Source organism: Mycolicibacterium neoaurum ATCC 25795, from assembly GCF_000691525.1.
GTDB lineage: Bacteria > Actinomycetota > Actinomycetes > Mycobacteriales > Mycobacteriaceae > Mycobacterium > Mycobacterium neoaurum.
This window is the reverse complement of sequence record NZ_JMDW01000002.1, coordinates 193,331-219,410: the sequence shown is the minus strand read 5'-3', so window position 1 is coordinate 219,410 and position 26,080 is coordinate 193,331. Positions and strand designations below refer to the sequence as shown.

Annotated in this window: 25 protein-coding genes; 13 read left to right on the top strand and 12 right to left on the bottom strand. The window is 67.7% G+C overall.

From position 1 onward, the window contains the following. The first annotated feature begins 132 nt into the window (after nucleotides 1-132). From IC40_RS0101775 to IC40_RS0101760, 4 genes are all read left to right on the top strand, one after another. Nucleotides 133-1,050 carry a LysR family transcriptional regulator gene (locus tag IC40_RS0101775; RefSeq protein ID WP_030133057.1) on the top strand — a complete coding sequence of 306 codons (918 nt, stop codon included), beginning with the start codon at nucleotides 133-135 and terminating at the stop codon, nucleotides 1,048-1,050. Between the two features lie 10 nt (nucleotides 1,051-1,060). After that, on the top strand, nucleotides 1,061-2,311 hold the full coding sequence (locus IC40_RS0101770) for an MFS transporter (RefSeq protein WP_030133056.1): 1,251 nt from the start codon (nucleotides 1,061-1,063) through the stop codon (nucleotides 2,309-2,311). Nucleotides 2,312-2,408: 97 nt separating this feature from the next. Beyond that, on the top strand, nucleotides 2,409-3,650 hold the full coding sequence (locus tag IC40_RS0101765) for an acyl-CoA dehydrogenase family protein (protein WP_030133055.1): 1,242 nt from the start codon (nucleotides 2,409-2,411) through the stop codon (nucleotides 3,648-3,650). A 13-nt stretch (nucleotides 3,651-3,663) separates the two neighbouring features. Then, complete coding sequence (locus IC40_RS0101760) at nucleotides 3,664-4,449, top strand: tyrosine-protein phosphatase (RefSeq protein ID WP_030133054.1); 786 nt, start codon at nucleotides 3,664-3,666, stop codon at nucleotides 4,447-4,449. On the opposite strand, the gene IC40_RS0101755 is transcribed toward IC40_RS0101760, so the two are convergent. The 8 genes from IC40_RS0101755 to IC40_RS0101720 form a co-directional block, all read right to left on the bottom strand. Next, nucleotides 4,442-4,924: a DUF456 domain-containing protein gene (locus IC40_RS0101755; protein WP_030133053.1), complete on the bottom strand. Its 483-nt coding sequence runs from the start codon at nucleotides 4,922-4,924 to the stop codon at nucleotides 4,442-4,444. The genes IC40_RS0101760 and IC40_RS0101755 overlap by 8 nt on opposite strands. Before the next feature lie 2 nt (nucleotides 4,925-4,926). Next, complete coding sequence (locus tag IC40_RS0101750; protein WP_030133052.1) at nucleotides 4,927-5,625, bottom strand: haloacid dehalogenase type II; 699 nt, start codon at nucleotides 5,623-5,625, stop codon at nucleotides 4,927-4,929. After that, complete coding sequence (locus IC40_RS0101745; protein WP_030133051.1) at nucleotides 5,625-6,590, bottom strand: NADPH:quinone oxidoreductase family protein; 966 nt, start codon at nucleotides 6,588-6,590, stop codon at nucleotides 5,625-5,627. The genes IC40_RS0101750 and IC40_RS0101745 overlap by 1 nt, the downstream gene beginning before the upstream one ends. Beyond that, a complete protein-coding gene (locus IC40_RS0101740; RefSeq protein ID WP_030133050.1) occupies nucleotides 6,587-7,450 on the bottom strand; it encodes an SDR family oxidoreductase in 864 nt (287 codons plus the stop codon). Before IC40_RS0101740 ends, IC40_RS0101745 begins: the two co-directional genes overlap by 4 nt. Before the next feature lie 98 nt (nucleotides 7,451-7,548). After that, entirely contained in the window at nucleotides 7,549-8,952 is a 1,404-nt protein-coding gene (locus tag IC40_RS0101735; protein WP_030133049.1) for an aldehyde dehydrogenase family protein, read from the bottom strand. Nucleotides 8,953-9,040: 88 nt separating this feature from the next. Next, nucleotides 9,041-9,973 (bottom strand): class I SAM-dependent methyltransferase, encoded by a 933-nt coding sequence (locus tag IC40_RS0101730; protein ID WP_030133048.1) that lies wholly within the window; start codon nucleotides 9,971-9,973, stop codon nucleotides 9,041-9,043. A 60-nt stretch (nucleotides 9,974-10,033) separates the two neighbouring features. Then, complete coding sequence (locus tag IC40_RS0101725; protein WP_030133047.1) at nucleotides 10,034-10,669, bottom strand: TetR/AcrR family transcriptional regulator; 636 nt, start codon at nucleotides 10,667-10,669, stop codon at nucleotides 10,034-10,036. Nucleotides 10,670-10,751: 82 nt separating this feature from the next. Next, a complete protein-coding gene (locus tag IC40_RS0101720; protein ID WP_030133046.1) occupies nucleotides 10,752-11,723 on the bottom strand; it encodes a pirin family protein in 972 nt (323 codons plus the stop codon). A 125-nt stretch (nucleotides 11,724-11,848) separates the two neighbouring features. On the opposite strand from IC40_RS0101720, the gene IC40_RS27450 reads away from it, so the two are divergent. Continuing rightward, complete coding sequence (locus IC40_RS27450) at nucleotides 11,849-12,004, top strand: hypothetical protein (protein ID WP_023985078.1); 156 nt, start codon at nucleotides 11,849-11,851, stop codon at nucleotides 12,002-12,004. A 63-nt stretch (nucleotides 12,005-12,067) separates the two neighbouring features. On the opposite strand, the gene IC40_RS0101710 is transcribed toward IC40_RS27450, so the two are convergent. Beyond that, nucleotides 12,068-13,810: a phosphoenolpyruvate--protein phosphotransferase gene (locus IC40_RS0101710; RefSeq protein WP_030133045.1), complete on the bottom strand. Its 1,743-nt coding sequence runs from the start codon at nucleotides 13,808-13,810 to the stop codon at nucleotides 12,068-12,070. 42 nt (nucleotides 13,811-13,852) lie between these two features. Here IC40_RS0101710 and IC40_RS0101705 point away from each other — a divergent pair, with 42 nt between their 5' ends. The 8 genes from IC40_RS0101705 to IC40_RS0101670 all read left to right on the top strand — a co-directional run bounded on the left by IC40_RS0101705 (nucleotide 13,853) and on the right by IC40_RS0101670 (nucleotide 22,744). Continuing rightward, nucleotides 13,853-14,632 (top strand): DeoR/GlpR family DNA-binding transcription regulator, encoded by a 780-nt coding sequence (locus IC40_RS0101705; protein ID WP_030133044.1) that lies wholly within the window; start codon nucleotides 13,853-13,855, stop codon nucleotides 14,630-14,632. Continuing rightward, entirely contained in the window at nucleotides 14,629-15,606 is a 978-nt protein-coding gene (gene pfkB, locus IC40_RS0101700; protein ID WP_030133043.1) for a 1-phosphofructokinase, read from the top strand. Before IC40_RS0101705 ends, pfkB begins: the two co-directional genes overlap by 4 nt. A 20-nt stretch (nucleotides 15,607-15,626) precedes the next feature. Continuing rightward, nucleotides 15,627-17,600, top strand: coding sequence for a PTS fructose transporter subunit IIABC (locus IC40_RS0101695; RefSeq protein ID WP_030133042.1), 1,974 nt, complete (start codon nucleotides 15,627-15,629; stop codon nucleotides 17,598-17,600). A gap of 40 nt (nucleotides 17,601-17,640) precedes the next feature. Then, entirely contained in the window at nucleotides 17,641-17,898 is a 258-nt protein-coding gene (locus tag IC40_RS0101690) for an HPr family phosphocarrier protein (RefSeq protein ID WP_030133041.1), read from the top strand. Nucleotides 17,899-18,071: 173 nt separating this feature from the next. Further along, the gene (mycP, locus tag IC40_RS0101685; RefSeq protein ID WP_030133040.1) at nucleotides 18,072-19,445 is read left to right on the top strand and encodes a type VII secretion-associated serine protease mycosin; all 1,374 of its coding nucleotides are present in this window, start codon (nucleotides 18,072-18,074) and stop codon (nucleotides 19,443-19,445) included. After that, nucleotides 19,442-20,842, top strand: a complete 1,401-nt coding sequence (gene eccE, locus IC40_RS0101680) for a type VII secretion protein EccE (protein WP_030133039.1) — start codon at nucleotides 19,442-19,444, stop codon at nucleotides 20,840-20,842. Before mycP ends, eccE begins: the two co-directional genes overlap by 4 nt. Nucleotides 20,843-20,861: 19 nt before the next feature. Continuing rightward, the gene (locus IC40_RS28425; RefSeq protein ID WP_030133038.1) at nucleotides 20,862-22,424 is read left to right on the top strand and encodes a PPE domain-containing protein; all 1,563 of its coding nucleotides are present in this window, start codon (nucleotides 20,862-20,864) and stop codon (nucleotides 22,422-22,424) included. Next, the gene (locus tag IC40_RS0101670) at nucleotides 22,421-22,744 is read left to right on the top strand and encodes a YbaB/EbfC family nucleoid-associated protein (protein ID WP_030133037.1); all 324 of its coding nucleotides are present in this window, start codon (nucleotides 22,421-22,423) and stop codon (nucleotides 22,742-22,744) included. The genes IC40_RS28425 and IC40_RS0101670 overlap by 4 nt, the downstream gene beginning before the upstream one ends. Here IC40_RS0101670 and eccD read toward each other — a convergent pair. The 3 genes from eccD to IC40_RS0101655 form a co-directional block, all read right to left on the bottom strand. Then, nucleotides 22,741-24,279 carry a type VII secretion integral membrane protein EccD gene (gene eccD, locus IC40_RS0101665; RefSeq protein ID WP_081843287.1) on the bottom strand — a complete coding sequence of 513 codons (1,539 nt, stop codon included), beginning with the start codon at nucleotides 24,277-24,279 and terminating at the stop codon, nucleotides 22,741-22,743. The two genes, IC40_RS0101670 and eccD, sit on opposite strands and share 4 nt — an antisense overlap. Next, nucleotides 24,276-25,688 (bottom strand): MinD/ParA family ATP-binding protein, encoded by a 1,413-nt coding sequence (locus IC40_RS0101660; protein ID WP_030133035.1) that lies wholly within the window; start codon nucleotides 25,686-25,688, stop codon nucleotides 24,276-24,278. Before IC40_RS0101660 ends, eccD begins: the two co-directional genes overlap by 4 nt. A 99-nt stretch (nucleotides 25,689-25,787) precedes the next feature. Beyond that, on the bottom strand, nucleotides 25,788-26,075 hold the full coding sequence (locus tag IC40_RS0101655) for a WXG100 family type VII secretion target (RefSeq protein ID WP_030133034.1): 288 nt from the start codon (nucleotides 26,073-26,075) through the stop codon (nucleotides 25,788-25,790). Nucleotides 26,076-26,080: the final 5 nt, after the last annotated feature.

The window sequence follows — 26,080 nt, the reverse complement described above, 5'->3', positions numbered from 1 at the left end:
CTCACCAGAATCCGAGGATCGGGAACCGCGGCGCATTCGAACTTACGTTCGACACTACGCCGAATGTGGAAGCTGCGCAAGGGGTCCGCACCACGGCATCGGCGACCGCGCAAACGCCTCTACACTCCAGCCATGGACCTCGACGAGCTGCATTGGTTCGTGACGCTCGCCGAGACCGAGCACGTCACCGATGCAGCCGCCGAATTGGGCATCAGCCAACCGACCCTCTCCCGTGCCCTCGCCCGCCTGGAGACCCGCATCGGAGCACCGCTTTTCGACCGCGTGAACCGCCGCCTCCGGCTCAACACCTACGGCGCCATCCTGCTCGACCACGCACGCCGTAGCATCGCCGAAATCACCAGCGCGACAGAGCGAATAGCGGCCCTGCGGGATCCCGACACCGGTACCGTGCGGCTCGCCTTCCTGCACTCACAAGCCGGCGGGTTCGTCCCGGACCTGCTGCGCCGATTCCGCGCCGAGGCCCCCAATGTTCAGTTCGAACTGTTCCAGGGCGCCACGCTCGACATCCTCGATCGGCTCGACAAAGGGCATGTCGACCTCGCCATCACCTCGCCGAGGCCTGAAGGCTTTCCGTGGCGGGTGCTCTACGGCGAGCGCCTGTGCCTGGCCGTCCCCAGGGACCACCGGTTTGCCGGTCGCAGCCGTCTACGACTGGCCGACGCGGGCAACGAACCCTTCGTCGCACTCCAGCCGGGTTTCGGCCTGCGCCAGTTGACCGATGAGCTCTGCTCCGCGGCCGGGATCGCGCCGACGATCGTCTTCGAGGCCATGGAGATTCCGACCGTCGAGGGGCTGGTCGCCGCCGGTTTCGGCGTTGCGGTCGTCCCGGTCCCCCACCCCGATCGTATGGACGGCGGAGCCGCCTACATCCCACTGTCCGAGCCCACCGCCAAGCGTCAACTGGGCCTGACCTGGCGACCCGACGGAGACCTACCGCCGGCAGCTGCCAGGCTTGTCTCATTCATCATGCGCAATCTGCATGATCTGACAGCAGTCCATACATTAGACACATTGCGAGGTCGCTCCTAGTCTCGCCTGGGTGACGACGACCCTGAGCCCCACCGACTGGACGGGTCATCAGCGCGGCTCCAAGGAGTACCGACGACTGCTGGCCGCGTTGTTCTTCGGCGGTGTCGCGACGTTCGCGCAGCTGTATTCGCCGCAGGCCGTACTGCCCATGATCGCCGCAGACCTGGGCACGGGTGCCGCGCACGCCGCCCTGCTCGTCTCGGCCGCCACGGTGGGCCTCGCCGTCGGCGTCATTCCGTGGGCTGCAGTGGCCGACCGGATCGGCCGGGTCCAGGCGATGACCTTATCCATCACGGCAGCAACACTTCTCGGGCTACTCGTTCCCCTCGCTCCCACCTCGGACCTCCTGCTCGCCGGCCGCTTCCTGGAAGGGCTCATGCTGGGTGGGGTACCGGCGATCGCCATTGCCTACCTGTCCGAAGAGATCGATCCCGGCCACGCCGCGCGGGCGGCGGGAAGTTACGTGGCCGGCAGCACGATCGGCGGGCTGGCCGGCAGGCTGGTCACCGGCCCCGTCGCCGAGTTCGCCGGCTGGCGCATCGGGGTCGTCACCGTTGCGGTGCTGTGTGCGCTGTCGGCAATGGCTTTCGTGAAGCTCGCCCCGCGGGCGCAGGGCTTCCGACCCGCCCATATCAAGGGACTGGGCTCAAGGCTGGCCGAAAATCTGCGCTCACCACAACAACTCGTACTCTTCGGCCAGGGTTTCCTGCTGATGGGCGGATTCGTCGCGCTCTACAATTTCCTGGGCTTCCGACTGGCGGCCGCACCCTACGATCTGCCACAGACGCTTGTCAGCCTGGTCTTTCTGGCCTACTTGGCCGGCACCTGGGCGTCGGCGCGGGCGGGCGCCGAAGCGGGCCGGTTCGGCCGCAAACCCGTGCTGCTGGCCTCGATCGCGACCATGGTCATCGGTACCGCGCTGACCATCAGCACCGAACTCGTCATGGTGTTGACCGGATTGCTCATCGCCACGGCCGGCTTTTTCGGCGCCCACGCCATCGCCTCGGGGTGGGTGGGCGCCCGCGCCGGAACAGCCAAGGCGCAGGCGTCCGCGCTCTACAACCTCTTCTACTACGCGGGATCCAGTGCGCTGGGCTGGCTGGGCGGTGTGGCGTTCGACGCCGCCGGTTGGACCGCCGTGGCCGGATCGGTCATCGGCCTGGCATTGCTTGCCGGCGCACTCGCCGTCACCACACTGGAAAATCCGTGCCGCGCTCGGCGTCGGAGCGCGGACCGCAATGGCGCCGCCGCCCCGCTGTGACGGCGACGTCGTCGGCGCTCGCCTCACGCCGTGACATCAGCCCGTCGATGGGGACCCACGCGTTCACTTATCTAACCAAGTGGCATATCGTGGCGGCATGGACTTCGCGATGTCGGCCAAAGCCGCTGATTACCACAAGCGCCTCTCCGACTTCATGGTCGAGAATGTCTTCCCCGCCGAGGAGTCCTATCACGCCTATCGCGAGGAGAAGGGTCCCAAGGACCACACGGTGCCACCGGTGGTCGAAGAGCTGAAGATCAAGGCCAAGGCCGCGGGTTTGTGGAACCTGTTCCTGCCCTCGGAATCCGGGCTGACCAATCTTGAGTACTCCCCGCTCGCCGAGCTCTCCGGCTGGAGCATGGAGATCGCCCCCGAGGTGCTCAACTGTGCCGCGCCGGACACCGGGAACATGGAAACGCTGCACCTCTTCGCCAATGAGGCGCAGCGCGCCCAGTGGCTCGAGCCGCTGCTCAACGGCGAGATCCGGTCCGCCTTCGCGATGACCGAGCCCGCCGTCGCCTCCAGCGATGCCCGCAATATCGAGACCACCATCCTGCGCGACGGTGGCGATTACGTCATCAACGGCCGGAAGTGGTGGATTACCGGGGCCTCGGACCCGCGCTGCAAGCTGCTCATCACCATGGGCCGCACCAATCCCGATGCCGCCGCACACCAGCAGCAGTCGATGATCCTCGTACCCATCGACACCCCCGGGGTCACCATCCTTCGCTCGCTGCCGGTCTTCGGCTGGCAGGACCAGCACGGGCACTGCGAGATCGTCTTCGACAACGTCCGGGTCCCGGCCGAGAACCTGCTGCACGAGGAAGGCAGCGGGTTCGCCATCGCCCAGGCGCGGCTGGGCCCGGGTCGTATCCATCACTGCATGCGCGCCCTCGGCGCGGCCGAACGCGCCCTGGCGCTGATGATCGACCGCGTGCAGACCCGCATCGCGTTCGGCAAACCGCTCGCCGAGCAGGGTGTCGTACGTGAGTCCATCGCCAAGTCCCGCAACGAGATCGATCAGGCCAGGCTGCTGTGCGAGAAGGCCGCCTGGACGATCGACAAGGAGGGCAACAAGGCCGCCCACGTCCTGGTGTCACAGATCAAGTCGGTGGCGCCGCAGGTCGCCTGCGATGTGCTCGACCGCGCCATCCAGGTGCACGGCGGCGCCGGGGTGTCCGATGACTTCCCGCTGGCCCGCCTCTACGGCTGGCACCGCGCGATGCGACTTTTCGACGGCCCCGACGAGGTGCACATGCGGACGATCGCGCGCGCCGAGCTCGGCAAGGAGAAGTCCGCGTTCGCGGCGGCGGCCTGCCGCCCCTCGAACACGCTGTGACACAGTAGAGATCGTGGAACTGACTGGAGCCTGGAACTTTCGCGATGTAGCCGAGTCCGCCGGCATTCGGCCAGGACTGTTGTTCCGGTCCAGCGAGTTGAGCAAGCTCACCGACGAGGGTCGGTCGACGCTGCTGACGCTCGGCATCAACGATGTCGCCGACCTGCGGTCACGCCGTGAGCTCGAGCGTCGCGGTGCCGGTCAGGTGCCCGCCGGTGTCGCGCTTCATCACCTGCCGTTCCACTTCGAGGATGACTCCGCCCAGGATGCCCCGCACGAGGCGACCTTCCAACGAGTGATGTCCGAATCCCCCGAGGGGGAGGACGTCGCCGAGGCGGCCAAGCGCTATATGACCGAGGTGTACGAGGAGTTCCCCGCGCTGACCGGTGCGCAGGTGGCGGTGCGGCAGGTCATCTCGCTGCTGGCCGACGGCCGCCCCGTCATCGCGCACTGCTTCGCCGGCAAGGATCGGACCGGTTTCACGGTGGCCACCGTGCTGGAGGCGGTCGGGGTACCGCGCGACGCGATCATGACCGACTTCCTGCGCAGCAATGATGCGATCGACCCCTTGCGGGACAGCATCATGGAATCGGTGAAGGCCCGCGCCGGCGAGGACCCGGCGGCGCTGACCTTCATCGAGGCGCGGCTCACCGACGCGGTGCTCGGGGTGCGCGAGGAGTATCTCGAGGCCGCGCATCGAGCGCGCGACGCACGCTACGGATCGGTATCTGGCTTCCTGCAATCCGCGGGAATCACCGATGACGAACTGGCCCGGTTACGGGCCCGGCTGACTAACTGACCAGCACTCCGACAACCCAGGAGATCGTTGCCAGCAGTGCGCCGGTGAGCTCCACACCGACCGAGAGGGCGACACCCTTGAGCGCGTGCACCGTCGAGGCCCAGGCACGGGTCGGGTCGCGGCGGGTCGCCAGCTCGGCGAGGTATACCCCGAGCACGAATCCGATCAGCAATCCGATCACCGGGATGACGAAGAAACCGACGATGCCGGCGACGCCTCCGACGACCAGCACCGAGGTACGCACCTCGGCCCGTCGCATACGCTGCACCGGCCAGGTGTACTTGACGATCTCGGAAACCACGAACAGTGTCGCGGCGACACCGAAGGTCACCCACGAGGTGGTCGTGCCCTCGACATAGGACCAGACACCGATCGCACCGATGACCAGCAACCCACCCGGCAGGATCGGCACGATGATGCCGACCAGGCCGACGGCGATCACCAATGCGACGGCGACGATGCCGAGCGTCCCCATGTTCAGGCACCCAACCGGTGGGCGAGGTCGATGAAATCGTGCGCGATGACGTCGAATTCAGCATCGGCGACCTCGGGCAGGGGGCGGCCGGATCCCTGTTCCAACGGCCGGACGACGTAGCCCGTTCGCAGGCCACTTTCTCGTGCCGCGCGCAGGTCACTGGGATGACAGGCCACCAGCATCAGCTCGTGCGGGGCCACATCGAGCAGCCGCGCACAGCCGAGATACGCCTCGGGATCCGGCTTGTAGTGGCCGAACAGCTCGGCGGAAATCACGCAATCCCAGGGCAGCCCGGCACCCTTGGCCATGTTCGTCAACAGCGACACGTTCCCGTTGGACAGCGTGGTGATCACGAACCGCTGCTTGAGGCGTTGCAATCCCGCCACCGAGTCCGGCCACGGGACCAGCCGATGCCAGGCCCGATTCAGCTCGTCGATATCGGATTCGGCCACCGCGACGTCACCGAGCAGATCGACGAGGATCGCGCGGTGCAGGTCATCGATGCGGGTCCACGGCAGCTCGCCGCGACGCACCCGATCCATCGCCGGTGCGTAGCCTGCCCGCCACGCATCGGCGAACGACGCCCAATCCCGTTGCAGCCCATGTCGGACTCCGAAGGACTGCAGCTCGGCGATGATGCTGGAGCGCCAGTCCACCACCGTGCCGAAGACGTCGAACGCCAGTGCGCGCAGGCCGTGCACTACGGTTCCAGGACCAGCTTGCCGTGAATCTTGCCGTCGGCCAACGCCTGCAGTGCCGCGGCGCCCTCCGACAGCGGGTACCGAACCGGCGCCGGCGGGCGCAACCCATCCTCGACCAACTTGGAGAGTCCGGCCGCCATCTCCGCACCGGCCCCGGGCGTGACCCTGGCGAACTCGCCCCAGCCGACGCCGACGACGCTGATGTTGCGCAGCAACAACCGATTGACCTTGACGGTGGGGATGCCGCCCGCGGCGAATCCGATGACCAGCAGTCGCCCTTCGGGTGCCAGCACCCGCACCGCATCATCGAACGCGTCGCCGCCCACCGGGTCGACGACCATGTCGACACCGCGACCGCCGGTGGCGTCGAGGACCGCCTGGCGCCAGCCGTCGCCCAGCGGGAGCACGACATCGGCGCCGAGCCCGGCCACGAAGTCCATCGCGTCGGGACGGTGCACCATCGCGACCACCTTGGCGCCGAGCGCCTTGGCCAGCTGGATGCTGGCCACACCGATACCGCCACCGGACCCGAGCACCAGCACCGTCTCCCCGGCCTGCAGCGCGCCGCGGCGGGTCAGTGCGAAGAACATGGTGGTGTAGTTGCCGAGCAGGCAGACCGCGGTGGCATCGTCGATGCCGTCGGGTACCGGTTGCAGCGAGTCCGGGGACACCGCGACCTGTTCGGCGTATCCGCCGATCATGGTGAAGCCCGAAACCCGCTGCCCCACAGTGAAACCCGATTCGGCCGGGGCCGACCGGACGGTGCCGGCCACCTCGAGGCCGGGTGTGAACGGGGCCTCCAACCGGAGCTGGTACTCACCGCGGGTCAACAACAGGTCCGGAAAGCACACCCCGGAGGCCCCTACGTCGACGATGACCGCGTCATCGCTCGGCGCCGGATCCTCGACATCGGTGTAGACCAGCCCGGCCGGCCCTGTGAGCTCCTGTGCTACAAGCGCTTTCATCCGAGCTTGAAGCTGGCCTGCTGGGCAGCCGACAGATCGGTGATCTCGCCCCACTTGTCGGCCACATCGTCAACCGAAGGAACCTCACCGAAGGTGATGCCCTCGTTCTGGAACAGTGCGGTGCGCTGCACCTTGCCACCGCCGACGATGAAGATGGAATCGGTGTCGGGCAGTTCCTCGGTCATCAGGTAGGCGACAACGGGAGCGACGTACTCGGGCGTGAGCTTCTCGAAGACCTCCGGCGGCAGGATGTCCTGCGTCATCCGGGTTGCGGCGATCGGTGCGACGGCATTGGTCTTGATGTTGTACTTGGCGCCTTCCTGAGCCAGCGTGTTGATCAGGCCGACCAGGCCGAGCTTGGCTGCGCCATAGTTGGCCTGCCCGAAGTTGCCGAAAAGACCGCTGGTCGAGGTCGCCACCACGACCCGGCCGAAGCTCTGCTCACGGAAATGCGGCCACGCGGCACGGATGACGTTGTAGCCACCGTAGAGATGCACCTTGAGCACGGCGTCCCAGGCCTCGAACGTCATCTTGTGGAAGGTGCCGTCGCGCAGGATGCCGGCATTGCTGACCACACCGTCGACCTTGCCGAATTCGTCGATGGCGGTCTTGATGATGTTCTCGGCGCCCTCGGGCTCGGCGACGCTGTCGTAGTTCGCGACCGCACGGCCGCCGGCCGCTTTGATCTCCTCGACCACCTGGTCGGCCATGTTGTGGCCCGCGCCGGTCCCGTCGCGGGAACCACCGAGGTCGTTGACCACCACGCTGGCACCCTCACGGGCCAGCGTGAGGGCATACTCACGACCGAGACCGCCACCGGCTCCGGTGACGACGACAACACGATCCTGCACTCCGGGCATGGGATTCCTCTCTCAACACGCTTGACTGGCTCAGCTGTCCAGACGATCCATCTCTGTATACGGCGCGGGACCGGGCCGTCGGGACCCGGGTCGCCGGTTCAGAAGAGCTTGCGGGCCAGCTTCCACGCCTTGTCGGTGTAGGGCGGGTAGATGAGCTTGCCCAGATCGGGCCGAGTGGGCTTGGTGAGCACCGACTTTCGGTGGCTGAACTCCTCGAAGCCATAGCGACCGTGGTAGGCGCCGGTGCCGGAGGGCCCGACCCCACCGAAGGGCAGCTTGGTGGTGGCGAAGTGGAAGATCAGGTGGTTGACCACCATGCCGCCGGAGGACACGTCGCGGATGACGCGCTCACGGACCGCCTTGGCCTTGGTGAACAGATATGCGGCCAGCGGCTTCGGTCGCGCATTGACGAATTCGATTGCCTCGTCGAGATTCTGGACGGTGACGATGGGCAGTATCGGACCGAAGATCTCATCGGTCATCAACGGTTCGGTCAGCGACGGATCGACGACGACGGTCGCATCCAGCTCGAGGGCGTCCGGATTCGAGCCGCCGCCGATGACGACCTCGCCCTCGGTCGCTGCCACCGCGGCGGCCAGCCGGTCGAAATGCCGCCGATTGACGATGCGCTTACCACCGGTCGCCTCGGCTTCGAAGGTCTGCACGGCGGCCTTGATCTTGGTGACCAGTTCGTCACGGATGGAGGCATCGGCCAGCACATAGTCCGGGGCGATGCAGATCTGGCCCGAGTTGATCAGTTTGGTCCAGGCGATGCGCTGAGCCGCGACATCGATATCGGCATCGGCGGCGACTATCACCGGGCTCTTACCGCCGAGTTCGAGGGTCACCGGAGTCAGGTGGGCCGCGGCAGCCTGGTAGACCTTGCGACCGATCTCGGTACCGCCGGTGAAGCAGATCTTGTCGAAGCCCTGGTCGATCAGTTCCTGGCTGACCATGCCGTCACCCTCGATGACCGCCACCGCGTCCTGGTCGAGATAGCGGGGCACCAGTTCGGCCATCAACGCCGAGGACGCCGGCGCCAACTCCGAGGGCTTGAGCACGACGGTGTTACCGGCGGCCAGGGCGCCGACGGCGGGACCGAGGGTGAGCGCGAACGGGAAGTTCCATGCGCCGATGACCAGTACGACGCCGTAGGGCTCGTACTCGACCCATCCCATGCCGGGCAGCTGGGACAATTCCAACAGCCGATAACGGCGCTTGGCCCACTTGCCGACGTTCTTGGCAGCGTCGGCGGCCTCCGCGGCGGTGCTGGCGACATCGGCCAGCCAAGCCTCGAACGGCTGTCGGCCGAGGTCTGCCTTCAGCGCCGCGGCGATGGCCTCCTCGTTGTCGACGACCAGGCTTTCCAGCGCGCGCAACTGCCTGCGCCGCCACTCCAGGTCACGGGTGCGGCCCGTGGCATAGGTGGCACGCATTCGTGCGACGACCGCCGGGATGTCGGTGGCGAGGCCTGTCGTTGGCGCATCGGCATGGGTGGTCATGGGACCGTCCTTCCTGACCGGGAAACTCGATCCTAACCAGTTGGTTGGGCCCTTCGTAAGGGTCGAATCGCCCGTCGGCCGAACTGCGTCAGCGCCTCGTCGCGGTGACGAACTGCGAGAACGCGTCGTCGTCGGGAATGTCCGGGCCCTCCGGGAGGGCCCACCGATCAAGAATGCGCATCTCATCTGCGGCCTTGACCGCGGCACTGTCCCAACCGTGCCCGGCCAACCACGGCGCCAGATCCGCCCGGTCGGGATCGTTGTACATCAGCTCGCCGACATCGACGCTGTCGGCGAGACCGAACTTCTCCTTGATGCGGTCGAAGCGTTCCTTCATCTGGGCCCGACGTTCCTCGGCCTGCATCGGCGCCGTCTCGGCGGCAATCCGGCTACCGGGCGCGCTGAGCTCGGTGATCTGCTCGAAGAGCCGATCCTGCGCGTCACCTGGCAGATACATCAGCAGACCCTCGGCCAACCACGCCGTCGGTACGGAGTCATCGAAACCGGCGGCTCGCAGGGCCGTCGGCCAGTCCTGACGCAGATCGATCGCGACCTCGACACGGGTCGCCGTCGGCTGCACACCGTGCTCGGCAAGAACCTGCCGCTTGTACTCCAGAACCTTGGGCTGGTCGATCTCGAAGACCGTGGTGTCCGCCGGCCAGGTCAGCCGGAATGCCCGAGAGTCGAGGCCCGAGGCCAGGATGACCACCTGCCGCAGACCGGCCGCGGCGAAATAATCATCGAAGAACCGGGTGCGCACGGCCTGGTAGTTGCCCATATGCGTGAACAGGACCGCCGCCTCGGGATCGATCTCCTCGGCGCGGGCGGCGAAATCCTCGTCGAGCATCATGCTCCACGGTCCGCCGCCGGCACCGTCGACGAGGATGCGCGCGTACGGGTCGGAAATCAGCGGGTCGGCTGCCGCCGTCTCGGCGGCCCGGGCGGCCGCCACCATGACGGCCGTGGTGCCGACGCTGGTGTCGATATCCCAGGTGTCGTCATGGGAGCGCAAGGAACTCATCACCCCATGCTAGGCGAAGGTTAGGTTGCCTATTCGACGGTGCGTAGCGGGCGTATCCAGTTACCCGACCGGACGGAACAGCTTGTTTGCCAGCAGCAGTTCCAACTGGGCGATCACCGCCTCGGATCGGTCGTGGGTACCGACATATCCGGAGTAGAAACCCATCCCCCACATCAGCGCGACGAGCATCTCGACGACCGTGTCGATATCGACATCGGCGGTTAGCTCACCGGTGTCGACCGCCGCGCCGACGGCCCACCTGACGAATTCCCGCGAGCTGGCCAGTGGGTCGTGGCCGTCCTGGCTGAGTTCCGGGTGCCGCTGCGCCTCGAGCACCGAGGTCACCAGGAACGCGGCGGCCGAGCGGTCCTTGCTGTCGGCCTGCACCGCGATCGCGAAGAACTTCGACAATCGGCCCAGCAGCGTCGTCTCCGAACGAGCCCGTTCGATCCCGGTCTGCACCACGACGGCGTTGGTGTGATCGACCACCTCACGGTAAAGCGCACGCTTGCTCGGGAAGTAGTGATTGATGGCCGGCCGCGTCAGATCAGACCGGACCGCGATCGCCTGGAATGTCGCTGCGTCGTAACCGAGTTCGCTGAAGACTTCGCGCGCCGCCTGCAAAATTCGCTCGCGGGTCTCGGCGGCTTTTGCCGCCGGCGGACGACCCGGACCCCTGCTGGCTGTATGCGGCACAGTCAAATTCTGCCACAGCCCGCAGACCCCGCTATCGGACGTTCGTTGCGTGGTAACGCGACCGCCAAATCACAGCAAACACTCAGCCGACCCGGTGCGGCATCAGCGCATCGGGCGGCAGGGAGCCGAACCGACCCGCGTTGAAATCGTCGAGCGCCTGCAGGACCTCGGCCCGGGTGTTCATCACGAACGGTCCGTACTGGACCACCGGTTCACGGATCGGTTGGCCACCGAGCACCAGCGCCTCCAGTGCCGGGCGATGGGCGTCCTGGCCTTCGTCTGCTGTGATGACGATGCGGTCGCCGGGCCCCAGGACGGCGAGCTGTCCCTGCTGGATCGGGTGACCGACCGGGCCGACGGTGCCGCGCCCGGACAGGATGTAGACCAGGGCGTTGTAGCTTCGGTTCCACGGCAGGCTGAGCCGCGCGCCGGGCTCGATGGTGTTGTGCGTCAAGGTGATCGGGGTGTGAGTGCTGCCAGGACCCTGGTACCCGGCGATCTCACCGGCAATCACCCGGACCAGCGCGCCACCGTCTTCGGAGGACAGCAGCCCCACCGTGGCACCCTCGATCGACTGATAGCGCGGGGCAGCGAACTTGTCCTTGCGCGGCAGGTTCACCCACAGCTGCACGCCGTGGAAGAGCCCACCGCTCTCGACCAACTCGGCCGGCGGTGTCTCGATGTGCAGAATGCCGGAACCCGCCGTCATCCACTGGGTGGCGCCATCGGTGATGAGACCGCCACCGCCATGCGAATCCTGGTGAGCGAAACGGCCGTCGAGCATGTAGGTGACCGTCTCGAAACCGCGGTGGGGGTGCCAATCGGTACCCCGCGGCTCACCGGGTTGATACTCGACCTCACCCATCTGGTCCATGTGCACGAAAGGATCCAGATCGGCGGCGCTGACACCGGCGAAGGCGCGCACCACGGGGAAGCCTTCCCCTTCGTAGCCGCGAGGGCCGGTCGTCAGTGACCGGACCGGCCGGTCGGTCTCGGCGGGAGTCGGCCCCGCGATGCGCGGCAGGGTCAGGGTGTCGGCAGTGATCGCAGGCATGTATCAAGTAACCGGACTGCGGTCCGATTCATTCCCGTCGGCACGGTCAAGAACGATCATGGTTTGAGTTTTGACGGATAGGGAAATTCACCGGTCCGTCAACACTTCTACGGATGGGAATCATCATGATCATCCTCGGCGTCATCTTGCTGATCATCGGCTATTTCACGAGTCTGTCGATCCTGTACACGATCGGAGCGATCCTTGTGGTCGTCGGTGTCGTGTTGTGGATTCTCGGCGCGGTCGGACGCCCGGTCGGTGGGCGAAAAGCCTGGTTCTAGCGCGACTTCTCACCAGCTCGCCGCGAGCCGTGCACACCGTGCGCGCTCGCGGCGAGTTGCGTCTCAGCTCAGGATCTCCGACGCCACCGCCCGCGCATCGGCCGCGCTGGCCGTCGCCAGAACGGCTTCGGCGGCGGTTCGGCATTGGTCCAAGGTCACCGCGGCCAGCGCGGCGCCGACGCCCGGTACCGCCGTCGCCGCTGCCGACAACGACGTGATGCCCATCCCCACCAACACGCAGGCCAGCATCGGATCGGCCGCAGCCTCCCCGCACACACCGACCGGCTTACCGGCCGCCGCGCCGGCCCTGGCCGTCATATCCACCAGCGCCAGCACCCCCGGTTGCCACGGGTCGGTCAGCGTCGCAAGTTCGGCCGACATCCGATCCGCGGCCATCGTGTACTGGGCCAGATCATTGGTGCCGATGGACAGGAAGTCGACATGCTCAAGGATCCGGCCGGCCAACAGAGCCGCCGCCGGAATCTCGATCATCACCCCCGGTGTCAGTCCGAATGACCGTGCTTGTTCGGCAAATGTTGTCGCCTCGTCGGCGGTGGCGATCATCGGGGCCATCACCCATGGATCGACACCCGTGGCGGCGGCGGCCGCCGCGATCGACTCGAGCTGACGCGTCATCAATCCCGGGTTGCCGAAGGAGATCCGCACACCGCGCACGCCGAGCGCCGGGTTGGCCTCATCGGGATGACCGGCGAACTTCAGCGGCTTGTCCGAACCCGCGTCGAGGGTTCGGATGACGACCTTACGACCCTCGAACGCCGTCAGCACCTCGCCGTAGATCCGCGCCTGCTCTTCCACCGAGGGCTCGGTATCGCGGTTGAGAAAGCACAGTTCGGTGCGGAACAACCCGACACCCTCGGCCGGTGTCCGGCGGGCCGCCTGCGCCGCGGCTCCATCTTGGACGTTGGCCAGCACCGCGACGGCGTGCCCGTCGGCGGTCGCGCCGGGGCCCTTCCATCTGGCGACCCGATCGGCCTCGGCCCGAGAGGTCTCGACGGCGCGCGCGGCGTCGGCGGCGTCCGGGGCCACCGTCACGGTGCCGAGGGCACCGTCGACCATCACCGGCACCCCGACCGGCACCTCGTCGAGTCCGTCCACGGCAACAACGCACGGAATCCCCAACTGGCGCGCGATGATCGCGGTGTGGCTCGTCGGCCCACCGAGGGTGGTCGCCAATGCCACGACCAGTCGCGGATCCAACCCGGCGGTATCGGCGGGCGCGAGATCCTCCGCGCACAGGATCGACGGGTTGTCCGGGGTCGGGACGCCGGGTTCGGGGAGACCGGCGAGCTGGGCCAGCACCCGATCTCGGATATCGCGTAGGTCGGTGACGCGTTCGGCCATCAGATCCCCGGCCTTGGACAACACGTCGGCGATCTTGTCGATGGCCGCACCCACCGCCTGCGGCGCGGGAATGCCTGTGTTGACCCGCTTCTCGGCGTCACCGAGCCAGGCGCGGTCCTGCGCCAGGGCGGCGGTGGTCGCCAGCACTTCCGATGCCACGCCGGTGGCGTGTCCGGCACGATCACGCAACCTGGCCGCAACGGTCGCGGCGGCCTCCTTGAGCCGCTCGACCTCGGCCGGACGATCGGCTTCGGCAAGCTCGGCCGCCGGCTGTTCGGTGACCTGCGGTCGGGAACCGGGACGGATCACCGGCGCATAGGCGACACCCGCGACCACCGGGACGCCGTAAAGGACCTTCGAGTCGGTCACTGATGAGGAACTCATGTGATTCAGATTACAAGAAAGCATTGACAAGTCAACAGAAACAAGCGTAAAACCACACATATCAACATTTCAGCAGATCGTGCCACCCCCGGACGGAGCCCGATGTACGCCGAGGAACGCCAGCAGGCCATCGCCGCCCTGGTGATCCAGCGTGGCCGCGCCTCGGTCGCCGAGCTCGCCACCGCCTATGACGTGACCACCGAAACCGTGCGACGTGACCTCGCGGTGCTGCACAAAGCGGGCCTGCTCCGGCGCGTGCACGGCGGTGCCGTTCCGGCTCGGGCCCTGCACCTCGTCGAGCAGGACGTCGACGAACGCGATGCCACCCGGGCGCCATACAAGGACGCCATCGCCGCGGCGGCAACCGAGTTCTTTCCGGTCGGTGGGGGCAGCGTGCTGCTGGACGCCGGCACGACCACCAGCCGCATCGCCGCGGCCATCCCGACCGACCGCGAACTGGTGGTGGTGACCAACTCGATTCCGGTCGCCGGCCGGTTGTCCACCGTGACATCGGTGTCCCTGCAGGTGCTCGGTGGTCGGGTTCGCGGCCTCACCCAGGCCTGCGTCGGCGAACAGGCCCTGCAGACCCTCGAGCAACTACGGGTCGACATCGCGTTCATCGGAACCAACGGCATCACCGCCCGACACGGCCTGTCCACACCCGACGCCGAGGAGGCTGCCATCAAACGGGCCATGGTCAACTGTGCCAATTATGTTGTGGTCGCTGCGGATTCATCCAAGATGGGCCGCGAGGAGCTCCACAGCTTCGCCGCATTGTCCAGTGTCGACGCCATCATCACCGATACCGAGATCAGCCCCGGCACCCATGCCGAACTCAGCGGTTGCGGTATCGACATCATCTGCGCAGGAGCAACCGCATGATCGTCACCGTCACCCCGAACCCCAGCATCGACCGCACGGTCACGCTGCCGGGCACCCTCACCCGCGGCGCGGTACACCGCCTCAGTTCGGTCACCGACGAGCCCGGCGGCAAGGGCGTCAACGTGGCCCGCGCACTCGGCCTTGCGGGTCTGGACACGGTGGCCGTGTTACCTGCTGCTGCCGACGATCCGTTCCTCACCTCCCTGCGTGCCGCAGCTGTCCCGTTCCGCGCCGTGGCCGTCCCGGCGCCCGTGCGCACGAATATCGCCGTCACCGAAAACGACGGCACCACAACCAAACTCAATGCCCCCGGCGCGACGTTGGACGCCGCGGCGCTGGATGAGCTCACCCGCACGGTCATCGACGCCGCGCGCACCGCCAGCTGGGTTGTGCTGTCGGGCTCGCTGCCGCCGGGTGTGCCCACGAGCTGGTACGCCGACGTGGTCGCCGAGCTCGCCGGGTCGGATTGCCGGGTGGCCGTCGACACCTCGGACGCCCCGCTCACCGCACTGGCCGATGCCTTCGGCACCGCCGCGCCCGACCTGATCAAACCCAACGCCGACGAGCTGGCCGGGCTGACCGGAACCTCGGGCCAGGAGCTCGAAGATGCCGCCGCCCAGGGCGATCCGGGTCCGGTGGTCGCCGCGGCGCGGCAATTGGTCGACCGTGGCGCCCGCAGCGTGCTGGTCACGCTCGGTGCCGCCGGTGCGGTATTGGTGGATCCGTCGGGCAGCTGGCTGGCCGGCTCACCACCGATCACCCCGCGCAGCACCGTCGGGGCCGGGGATTCGTCACTGGCCGGTTATGTGCGCGCCGAACAGGCGGGAGCCGACCCAGCCGAGCGGCTGCAGATGGCGGTCGCCTACGGAAGTGCCGCGGCCGCGCTGCCCGGTTCCGCCCTGCCCTCGCCCGACCAGCTCCACCTCGATGCCGTCCCCGTGCGGGCCATCTCCCCCGCACACACCGAATCCTGACTCCCACAGAAAGTTTGGTCATGTCCACTTCCGCTCCGGTCATCACGACCGACCTGGTGCTCCTCGACACCGACGCCGGGACCGACAAGGAGGCCGTCATCGGCCGACTCGCCGGCCTGCTCGCCGGTGCCGGTCGCACCTCTGACACCGACGGCCTGATCGCGGCGGCGCTGGCCCGCGAGGCCCAGTCGGCCACCGGCCTGCCCGGCGGCATCGCCATCCCGCACTGCCGGTCCCCGTATGTCGATGCCCCCACGATCGGCTTCGCCCGGCTGTCCCCGGCCGTGGACTTCGGCGCTCCGGACGGCCCGGCCGACCTGGTATTCCTCATCGCTGCACCGGAATCGGGCGGCTCCGATCACCTCAAGCTGCTCTCCAGCCTCGCTCGCGCGCTGGTGCGCAAGGACTTCGTCGAACAGCTGCGTGCCGCGCCAACCGCCGGTGAGCTCGTCGCACTGGTCGACGGTGTGGTGAACCCGGCGCCTGCCGCACCCGCGCCTGCCGCGGTCCCCACGGCACCATCGGCACCGGCAGGCAAGAAGAGCATCGTCGCGATCACCGCGTGCCCCACCGGAATCGCGCACACCTACATGGCCGCCGATGCGCTCAAACTGGCCGCCGAACGCGCCGATGTGGACCTCGTCGTGGAAACCCAGGGCTCGTCGGGAAGCACACCACTGCCTGCGGCGACGATCGCCGCAGCCGATGCGGTCATCTTCGCCACCGATGTAGGCGTGAAGGACCGCGGCCGGTTCGCCGGTAAGCCCGTCATCGCCTCCGGTGTGAAACGCGCCATCAACGAACCCGATGCCATGATCTCCGAAGCCGTTGCCGCATCGAGCAATCCGAAGGCCGCCCGAGTGGAGGGTAGTGGTCCGGCCGACGAGGCGACCGAGGGCTCGTCGAATGTCGGCTGGGGCACCCGAACCCGACAGATCCTGCTCACCGGCGTCAGCTACATGATCCCGTTCGTGGCTGCCGGCGGTCTGCTGATCGCGCTGGGCTTCCTGTTCGGCGGCTACGAGATCGCCGATGTCGCCAATGACATCGCCCTGAACAATTCCTTGAGCAACCTCCCCGACGGCGGACTGGCCCAGTACTTCGGGGCCATCCTGTTCAGCCTCGGCGGTCTGGCATTCGGATTCCTGGTGCCCGCCCTGGCCGGCTACATATCGTTCGCCATCGCCGACCGGCCGGGTATCGCTCCGGGCTTCACCGCGGGTGCGCTCGCCGTGTTCGTCGGCGGCGGTTTCATCGGCGGCATCGTCGGCGGCGTGATCGCCGGCTTCACCGCACTGTGGATCAGCCGCATCGACGTCCCGCGCTGGCTGCGCGGACTGATGCCGGTCGTCATCATCCCGCTGGTCGCCTCACTGGTCGTCGGCCTCATCATGTTCCTGCTCATCGGTCGCCCGCTGGCGTTGATCAACACCGGGCTGACCGACTGGCTCAACGGACTGACCGGTACCTCGGCCATCCTGCTGGGCGTGATCCTCGGCCTGATGATGTGCTTCGACCTGGGTGGTCCGGTCAACAAAGCCGCTTATGCGTTCGCCACCGCGGGCCTGGCCGCCGCCACCACCGCCTCGTTCGAGGTGATGGCGACCGTGATGGCCGCCGGCATGGTGCCCCCGCTGGCCATGGCGCTGGCCACCACGGTCCGCCCGAGCCTGTTCAGCGAGCCGGAGAAGGAGAACGGCCGGGCCGCCTGGCTGCTGGGCGCCGCCTTCATCTCCGAGGGTGCCATCCCATTCGCCGCGGCCGACCCGCTGCGCGTCATCCCCTCGATGATGTTCGGCGGTGCCATCACCGGGGCGCTGTGCATGGCCTTCGATGTGACGCTGCGCGCACCGCACGGCGGCATCTTCGTCTTCTTCGCGATCGGCAACCTGATCTGGTTCCTCGTGTCACTGGCCGCGGGAACCATCGCGGCGGCCGCCGCGGTGGTCGCCGCCAAACAGTTCGTCAAGCCGCGGCAAGCCGTCGCCGCCTGAGACAGCAGCACCCAACCCCAGATAAACAAGGAGAGAAAGAATGCCCGAGAAGACCGTCACCGTCGGATCCGCCATCGGTCTGCACGCCCGGCCGGCCGCCATCATCGCCGAAGCCGTCACCAACTCCGGTGCCGAGGTCACCCTGTCGCTGGACGGCGGGGAACCCGTCGACGCGGGATCGGCGCTGATGATCATGACCCTGGGTGCGGGTAACGGAGCCCAGGTGACCGTCAGCTCCGAGGACTCGGCAGCCCTGGCCTCGATCGCCGAGCTGGTGGCCAAAGATCTGGACGCCTGAGCAGCACGCAAGAAAGCGGAACGTACCCCGTCTACACCCCCGTAAACTTGCTCTGGCGAAGGCCGACCTAGGCTGACGTGACACGATGCGTCGCCGAACGGCGGCCTTCGCTTTGCTGCCGGATGTGCCAGCACATCCGGCACCCGGGGACTGCAAAGGGGAGTGAACAGACCGTGCGACGCATCGGTGTACTGCTGGCCACCCTGGCACTGGTGTTGCTGACAGCGCCGCCGGCTCTGCTCATCGTGGCGGCACCGCCCGCCGGTGCCGTCGAGCCGCCGGTGATCGACGCCGGGGCCGTTCCCCCGGACGAGACCGGCCCCGACCAGCCGACCGAACAACGACGGCAGTGTTCGGCGCCGATCGTCTTCCCGAACTCGAATTTCACCGACAAGCCCTGGGCCAGCGACTACCTGCGGCTCGCCGACGCGCAGAAGTTCGCCACCGGTGCCGGGGTCACCGTCGCGGTGATCGACACCGGCGTCAACGGATCGCCGCGGGTACCCGCCGAGCCCGGTGGGGATTTCGTCGACAAGGCCGGAAATGGGATGTCGGATTGCGACTCCCACGGCACCCTGACCGCGGCCATCATCGCCGGCCGCGGGGCCCCGACGGATGCGTTCATCGGTGTGGCACCGGACGCCCGCATCCTTTCGCTGCGCCAGACCTCGGACAACTTTCAGCCGGTGGGTGCGCGCCAGGATCCGAACAACCCCAATACCACTCAGACGGCCGGTTCGCTGCGCAGCCTCGCGCGTTCGATCGTGCACGCCGCCAACATGGGCGCGCAGGTCATCAACATCAGTGAGGCCGCCTGTTACAAAGCCACCCGACCGATCGACGAGGCCACCGTCGGGGCGGCGATCAACTTCGCGGTCAACATCAAGGGCGCGGTCGTGGTCGTCGCCGCCGGAAACACCGGGCAGGACTGCACCCAGAATCCACCGCCGGAAGCCGACGAACCGGACGACCCGCGCGGTTGGCGGCAGGTTCAGACCATCGTCTCGCCCGCCTGGTACTCGCCGCTGGTGCTGACCGTTGGCGGCATCGGCCAGACCGGACAGCCCAGCACCTTCTCGATGTCGGGCCCGTGGGTGGACGCCGCCGCTCCCGCCGAGAACATCACCGCCCTGGGCTATGACGGCAATCCGGTCAACGCTCTCGCCGGCGCCGATGGCCCCATCCCGATCGCAGGCACATCCTTCGCCGCCGCCTATGTGTCGGGTTTGGCCGCCCTGCTCAAGCAACGCTTCCCCGAGCTCACCGCAGCGCAGATCATGCACCGGATCACCGCGACGGCACGCCATCCCGGCGGTGGTGTCGACAACTACGTCGGCGCCGGGGTCATCGATCCGGTCGCCGCGTTGACCTGGGACGTACCGGACGGACCGAAGGTCGCGCCGTACCGCGTCAAGCAGCTGCCACCGCCGGTGGTCATCGAGCCGCCGGACCGCGGCCCCATCACGATGGTGGTGCTGAGCGGGGTGGGCCTGGCGCTGGTGCTGGGCATCGGTGCGTTGGCGCGACGGGCGATGAGACGCCGATGAAGGAGTTCCTCGGTCAGTTCGGTTTTCGGTTCACGACCGGGCATCTGCTGTGGGCGGCCACCCTGATTCCCGCCTTGATCGCGATTTTCACGACGCTGGATCTGCTGTGGCTGGGCATCACGTTGAGCGTCCTGCTCGCCATCGCGACGACCCTGACGGTGCGCGGTCGGCGGTTCACCGGTTGGATCGCGGCGCTGTTCGCCTGGCGACGCCGACTCTCCGTCCCGCCCCCGCCGCCGTCGGCACCCGCCGTCGGGGCCACGGTGCTGCCCGGTGACCACGTCGCGGTGCGCTGGCAGGACGGTTACCTGGTCGCCCTCATCGAGTTGATCCCCCGCCCGTTCACCCCGACCGTGCTCGTCGACGGTGAGGCCTTCACCGACGATGTGGTGGACACCCGCCTGGTACAGAACCTGCTCGCCGCGCACTGCCCCGAACTGGAGGCCGACGTGGTGGCAGCCGGTTATCGGGTCGGCAAGACCGCGCCTGCCAACCTGGTCGCGCTCTACGACCAGGTTGTCGGCCCGTATCCGGCGCCGGCCAACCGGCGGACCTGGATCGTGCTGCGCGCGGATCCGGAGTCGACCCGCCGCCCCGCACTGCGCCGCGACACCGGCGTCTCCGGGTTGGCCCGCTACCTCGTCGCGTCGGCGACCCGTATCGCAGATCAGTTGGCCGGTAACGGGATCGACGCACGGTGTGGCCGCAGCTTCGACGATTTCGACCGTGCCACCGAGATAAGCTTCGAGCGCGAATCGTGGTCGTCGATCAAGGGCCGCAGCAGCTTCACGGTGGCCTACGTGGCTCCCGGCGGGCCCGATGTCTGGTGGTCGGCCCGCGCCGACCACACCATCACCCGCGTCCGGTTACGGCCTGGCCATGCGCCGACCACGACGGTGCTGCTGACCACACTCGCCAATCCGACGACCCCTCGCGGCTTTTCATGTCTGTTCGGCGGTCAGCGTGCCGCGCTGCTCGGCGAGAGTCCGGTGACCGACCGGCATTACGAACTGCCCATCGGCTCGGCCGGAGTGCTCATCGGTGAGACCGCTGATCGCTACCCGGTGTACATGCCTTTCGACGACGTCGACTCCAGCATCAACCTCGGTGATGCCCGTTTGTTCACCCAGTTCGTCATCCGCTCCGCAGCCGCCGGTGGCGTGGTGACCCTCGGCCCGCAGTTCGGCGAGTTCGCCGGCTTCGTCAACGGCCGAGTCGGGCAGGTGGCCAAGGTGGCCTGGCCGAATGCGACGACCTACCTCGGCACGCATCCGGGAGTCGGACGAGTTGTACTGCGCAGCAACTACATCGAGACCCCGCGGCATAGTCAGCTGCCGATCCGGCTGATCAACCCGCGCGAGGAGAGTCGCTACCAGATGGCTTTGGAGACCGTGTGATGATCGGGGGGCGATAGTCATGGGTGACGGTGTGCGGGTCATACCCGATTCGTTGGACATGTTGGCCAAACTGCGCGATGAGGCCGAGTGGTCTCCGGTCGAGGCCAATATCGCCGCCCCCGACGGTCTGCCGAACTCCGCGACCGCGGTGGATAACCTCAACAAGAACGCCGCGGCGTTGATCGAGTGCCAGAAGATCGCGGAAGCGCAGAACACCGCCCTCAACCAGATGCTGCGTGACACGGCGACGGCCTACCGGGAAGTGGACCGTGCGTACGCCGATGCCATGGACAGCGATGCCCGCGCAGGCGCCGTCGACCGGATCACCGTCAAGCAACCCTCGGGATCCAATCCTCAGCTGCCCGAGCTCGGCGCTTTCGCCATGGCCTCCCCAGGTGGTTACAAGGATGTCGAGGCCGCGGAGATGGCTCTGCAGGAGGGCGACCACGGCGTCTCGCTCAAAGCCGCTGCGGCGGAGTTCACCGCGGCTGCCAGTGCCGCGCGGCGCAATGACACCGGCGGGTTCGCGGGCGGGTGGGAAGGTGACGCGGCCGACGCCGCGATAGCCAAGATCAACGAATATGCGCAATGGGTCACCGATCTCGCCGAGGCGTGGGACAAACTCGCCAATGAGGCGCAGGTACTTCTTGCCGCTCATACAGCGACGCGCGCGAACCACACCCCGATCTACAACCAGTACAAGGCACTTGAGGCACAGCTCGCCGGTCTTGTCGGACAGCCTGGTCAGGGTGAGGCCATGGCGCAGATCCAACAGAAGATGGCGGCACTGCAGGAACGTTCCGACGACCTGCGCCAGGATTACGCCGCCGTCTCCAATATGCCTCCGGTGCAGACTCCACCGCCGCCCCGCATCCCCATCGCCAACGCGCAGGTACCGGGTCAACCGCTCGCGCCGGAAGGCACCGGCGGCGGTGGCGGTAATGGTGGTGCGCCGGGAGGTGGCCAGCCGGCGGTATCACCGGCCTCGATGTCACCGCAGAACGGCCAGCCCTCCGGCTCGCCGCAGACGGGATCACCGTCCTCGGGCCAGGGGTCGGGGTCCGGCGGCGGCGCACCGTCCGGTGGTGGCGCACCGTCCGGCGGTGGGAAGCCCGGCGGTGGTGGTGCGCCGTCCGGTGGACTGCCCGGTGGTGGTCTGCCCGGGGGCGGCCTGCCCGATACGGGAATGCCCGATCTCGACGATCCCGGTGTATCGCCGGCCGGCGTCGGCGGTGGCGGTTCCGGAGGTGGATCCGGCGGTGGTGCTGGTGGCGGTGTCCCGGCGATGCCGTTGCAGCCCAGCGTCGGGGCCGAGACGGTAGCCCCGGGTCCTGCGGCCGGTGGCGCACGCGCGGGTGGCACCGGCGGTGCGATACCGGCATCGGCCATGGGCGGCGGCATGGGTATGGGTGGTGGCATGGGCGGTATGGGCCACGGCGGCGGCGCCCAGCAGGGCCAGCAGAAGCGCCGCGACTCGCGTTTCTCCCCCGATGAGGAGCTGTACACCGAAGACCGCCCCTACACCGAACCGGTGATCGGTCAACGGCGGCGTAAAGACGTGCAGGACAAGGAATCCAAGTGAGCGAACAGATGCATCCGGAAGTGGCGGCCGTGCTACGTCAGGCCGGCCGGTTGCAAGAGCTGATGGACGCTCAGTTGCACAAGATGGACAGCGAATCCTTCACGGCCACGGATGAATCCGAGACCGTGGAGGTCACGCTGAACGGTCACCACCGCCTCGTCGACGTCTATCTGGCCGACGGGCTCCTGCGACTGGGGTCGCACACCATCGAAGGCCGTCTCAACGAGGCGCTGCGCAACGCCACCGAGGTGGCCTCGGAGTCGATCGCTGCCGACCGCGACCGGCTCAACGAGGCCGTCGCGGAGATCACCGGTACCTAGAAGCGCAGGTTACGCAGTAGGTCGTACACCCCGGCGATCCACAGCAGCAGCGGGATCACCGCCGCGATCGACGCGCCATCGAGGAGTTCCAGGATCCGTTTGGTCACCGGCGAGAGCCGGTTGACGTTGTCGGTGGCCCCCACCATGATCAGCGCGACCATGGCCAGCAGCAGATAGATTCCCAGCACCAGCCAGGACTGGTCGGGGAACCACAGGCAGAGCCGGACGGTGACGCCGGTCGGCACGGCGACAGTGACGGCCATCAGCGCCCAGGCGCACCAACGCTCGGCGTAGAGCCGCGACCGGAAGCCACAGATGACCGTGACCAGAGCGGCGACGATCAGACTGTGCAGGAAGAAATGTCCCTGGACCACAACGGCGATCGCGCCGGCGGCCAGCACCGAGGCACCCGCGGTCAGGAATCCGATCAGCAGCTGCTTGGACAGCTCACTGCGCTCGGTCAGCCGGGCAGCGGAGTCGGGCACCGAGGCGATGATCGCCTGCCAGGTCGGCGTCTCCTCGTCCGCACCATCGGGGCGCGATACCGGGTCGAGAAGCTCGTCGTTGGCCACCGCCTCGCCAGGAGCGGGAATGGGCGGCAGCGCGATACGGGCAACCGCCACCGTCAGTTTGGCGGCATTGGTGACCACGATCAGCCCGAAGGCGATGGCACCGGCCGGAACCCACTCCTGCCCGCCATAACCGAACGCGATGGCACCCGCGGTGATCGCCACCGAAAGCACCGCGGCGAAGGCCGCGACGCTGGCGCGTCTGCGCGGGCCACCACGGGTGGCCAGGGTGTAGAGCAGAGCCACCGCGGCAGCCCCGGCGACCTGGGGTGCGCCCAGCCCGTCGGCCTCGCGGGGCAGCGGCACCGCCAGCGCCGCCGCGCCGGCGAGCACCGGAAGCGCTGCCACCACCAGGCTTTCGGACAGGTTCACGTTCTCGTAGCGGGAGCGCGCGATCATGGCGCCACCCACCAGCCCGAGGCCCAACAGCGCCAACGCGATGGACCACCACCAGTCCTTGCCGGATTGCGTCCAGGCCACGAGCGCAACCACGGTCGCGATCGTCGACACGACCGGGATGGCCAGCCCGACGAACCGGTTCAGTGCGGTGCGATCGAACTCAGGGGACTCATCGAGCACCGCGATCGCGTCGATCACGTCCTCGACCAGCGGGCGGTACCGTTCGGTCCGGCTCACCGACACCAGCGTCAGCAGCGCACCGTCGACGACACCGGCCTCGTCGAGGGATTCCGAGGCCTTCATCGGCGGCGCGCCCGGACGGGCGAACGCCCAGACGCCCTGGGCCTTGAAGTCGAAGCCCGCCAGCACATCCGGTGGCGAATCGTCGAGCAGATCGGCGAGCACCGATACCGTCTCGTCGATGTAGGTCTCGATGGGTGCCGATGCGGGCAGGACCAGGTCGGTCATCCGCCGCCCGGTCAGGATGGTGACCCGGGTGGTTGCGGGTCTACCCGGCGTGACCGGTGTCGTCCCTGTCGCCCCCGAAGGCGCGGCCGTCGCGGTCAACGCCGTTCGAGCCGGTCGAAGTCGTCGGACAGACCCGCGGCCAGCTCAAGGATTCGGCGCTGGAATGTCTTACCGAGCAGGTCCAGCTGGATCTCGGTACCCGCGGCGATGTGCTTGTCCCACGGCAGCACGACGACCCGGCCGGGCGGAACGTGCCGCTCGAACTGCTGCACCAGATCTTCGACGTCAATATTGGTCTTGCCCGGTGTCACGTGGTTGATCACCACACAGGATCGTCCGAGGAGATCCTGGTATCCGTTCTGGCGCAACCAGTCCATGGTCACCGCCGCCTGGCGTGCGCCGTCGATGGACGCGCTGGCGACGATGACCATGCCCGAGACGGTCGCCAACACCCCGCGCGAGGCCGGTTGGAACAATCCCGCGCCACAGTCGGCCAACACCAGGTTGTAGTAGCGGGATACGACGCTGACCGCGCCCTTCCAGTCTTCTTCGTTGAACTCGCGCCGGGCCGCGCTGTACTCCTCGGAGGACAGCACCTCCAGGTTGGCCGCGTTCATGCTGGTGTAGGCGCGAATGTCGTTGTATCGGGACAATTCCTTGTCCGACAACAGGTCTGCGATGGTCGCCGCGGACTGCCGACCGGCGCGATCGGCGAGGTTACCGCAATCCGGGTCCGCGTCGATGGCCAGGATCCGGTCGCCGCGGACCCGGCTCAGTGCCGAGCCGAGAGCAACCGTGACCGCTGTCTTGCCGACGCCGCCCTTGAGCCCGAACACCCCGATCTGATAGGAGTCCCTGGCGTTCCGGCGCACCCGAGCCTGTAGGTCCATCTCGTAGAGCTCATCCGGTGACGGGCCCATGTTGATCCGCGTCAGCAGGTAGAGCCAGTGACGCCAGCCGCGTTGCGACGGCATCTTGACCGCTGTGCGAACCCCGACGTGTGACAGCGCGTCGATGGCCCGGTGGTTGCCCATGGTGGCCGCCGATGTCGGGGCGGGCTGTCCGGTGGGAGCCGGCGCGCTGGACGGGGTCCAGCCCGTCTCCATCGTGTCGTTGTAATGCGCGCTCGGCGCGGGCGCGGGCGCGGAACGAGGCGGTGGCGGCGGTGCGAAGGTCTGTTGTTCGAATCGAGCACCCGCGGGCTGGGCGGTCTGCGGGGTGCGCATCATGCCGTTCTGGACGTGCTGCGGCCCGGTGACCGGAATCTGGCTGGTCACTTCGGAAGCACTGGGTGGCGGCGCGGCAGCGGCCGGCGGCGGGGCCGCGGCGGCCTGGGTGGGTGCGATCGGCATCGGCGGTGGAGTGTGCTCGCCGGCATAACCCGCGCTGCCCGCACCGGAGGCGTTCACCGGCATCGGGGATGCACCCTCACGGCGTGCCGCGGCATCCTCGTCGGCAGCGTCGGACGCGCCGGAGGAATGGAACAGCCGGTCATAGTCTGCCGACATAAGCACCTCTCAAAGTCGTGCCAGTGAAAACACGTTGTAAAACGCACGGAGTGGGCGGATGCCCAAAGGCTAATCCGCCCACCCCTTGGTGCGCTTGGACTAGGCGAACATCCCGGTGACGCCATGCTCGATCTGCTGCATGTGCTGCCCGGACTCGCTGATCGTCTGCGCGAGATTCTGCAGCGCGGCATTCAGCTCGGCCGAGGTGCTGTCCCACCGCATCTGCACGGCCTGGTAGGCCTCCGAACCCGAGCCACCCCACACCGAGGCGAGCGAGGCGAGCGAGGCCTTGCCCTCGTCGAGCAGACCCTGGGTGACGCCGACGGCGCCATGGATCTCGCCTGCGGAACCTTCGATACCGCCGAACTGCCATACCTGTTGCGACATGTCTT

Bases quoted from the DNA above. Each gene is read 5' to 3' on its own strand.
- IC40_RS0101775 (WP_030133057.1), top strand. From the start codon at position 133: ATGGACCTCGACGAGCTGCATTGGTTCGTGACGCTCGCCGAGACCGAG.
- IC40_RS0101765 (WP_030133055.1), top strand. From the start codon at position 2,409: ATGGACTTCGCGATGTCGGCCAAAGCCGCTGATTACCACAAGCGCCTC.
- IC40_RS0101755 (WP_030133053.1), bottom strand. From the start codon at position 4,924: ATGGGGACGCTCGGCATCGTCGCCGTCGCATTGGTGATCGCCGTCGGC.
- IC40_RS0101745 (WP_030133051.1), bottom strand. From the start codon at position 6,590: ATGAAAGCGCTTGTAGCACAGGAGCTCACAGGGCCGGCCGGGCTGGTC.
- IC40_RS0101740 (WP_030133050.1), bottom strand. From the start codon at position 7,450: ATGCCCGGAGTGCAGGATCGTGTTGTCGTCGTCACCGGAGCCGGTGGC.
- IC40_RS0101735 (WP_030133049.1), bottom strand. From the start codon at position 8,952: ATGACCACCCATGCCGATGCGCCAACGACAGGCCTCGCCACCGACATC.
- IC40_RS0101730 (WP_030133048.1), bottom strand. From the start codon at position 9,973: ATGAGTTCCTTGCGCTCCCATGACGACACCTGGGATATCGACACCAGC.
- IC40_RS0101720 (WP_030133046.1), bottom strand. From the start codon at position 11,723: ATGCCTGCGATCACTGCCGACACCCTGACCCTGCCGCGCATCGCGGGG.
- IC40_RS27450 (WP_023985078.1), top strand. From the start codon at position 11,849: ATGATCATCCTCGGCGTCATCTTGCTGATCATCGGCTATTTCACGAGT.
- IC40_RS0101710 (WP_030133045.1), bottom strand. From the start codon at position 13,810: ATGTGTGGTTTTACGCTTGTTTCTGTTGACTTGTCAATGCTTTCTTGT.
- IC40_RS0101705 (WP_030133044.1), top strand. From the start codon at position 13,853: ATGTACGCCGAGGAACGCCAGCAGGCCATCGCCGCCCTGGTGATCCAG.
- pfkB (WP_030133043.1), top strand. From the start codon at position 14,629: ATGATCGTCACCGTCACCCCGAACCCCAGCATCGACCGCACGGTCACG.
- IC40_RS0101695 (WP_030133042.1), top strand. From the start codon at position 15,627: ATGTCCACTTCCGCTCCGGTCATCACGACCGACCTGGTGCTCCTCGAC.
- IC40_RS0101690 (WP_030133041.1), top strand. From the start codon at position 17,641: ATGCCCGAGAAGACCGTCACCGTCGGATCCGCCATCGGTCTGCACGCC.
- eccE (WP_030133039.1), top strand. From the start codon at position 19,442: ATGAAGGAGTTCCTCGGTCAGTTCGGTTTTCGGTTCACGACCGGGCAT.
- IC40_RS28425 (WP_030133038.1), top strand. From the start codon at position 20,862: ATGGGTGACGGTGTGCGGGTCATACCCGATTCGTTGGACATGTTGGCC.
- IC40_RS0101660 (WP_030133035.1), bottom strand. From the start codon at position 25,688: ATGTCGGCAGACTATGACCGGCTGTTCCATTCCTCCGGCGCGTCCGAC.
- IC40_RS0101655 (WP_030133034.1), bottom strand. From the start codon at position 26,075: ATGTCGCAACAGGTATGGCAGTTCGGCGGTATCGAAGGTTCCGCAGGC.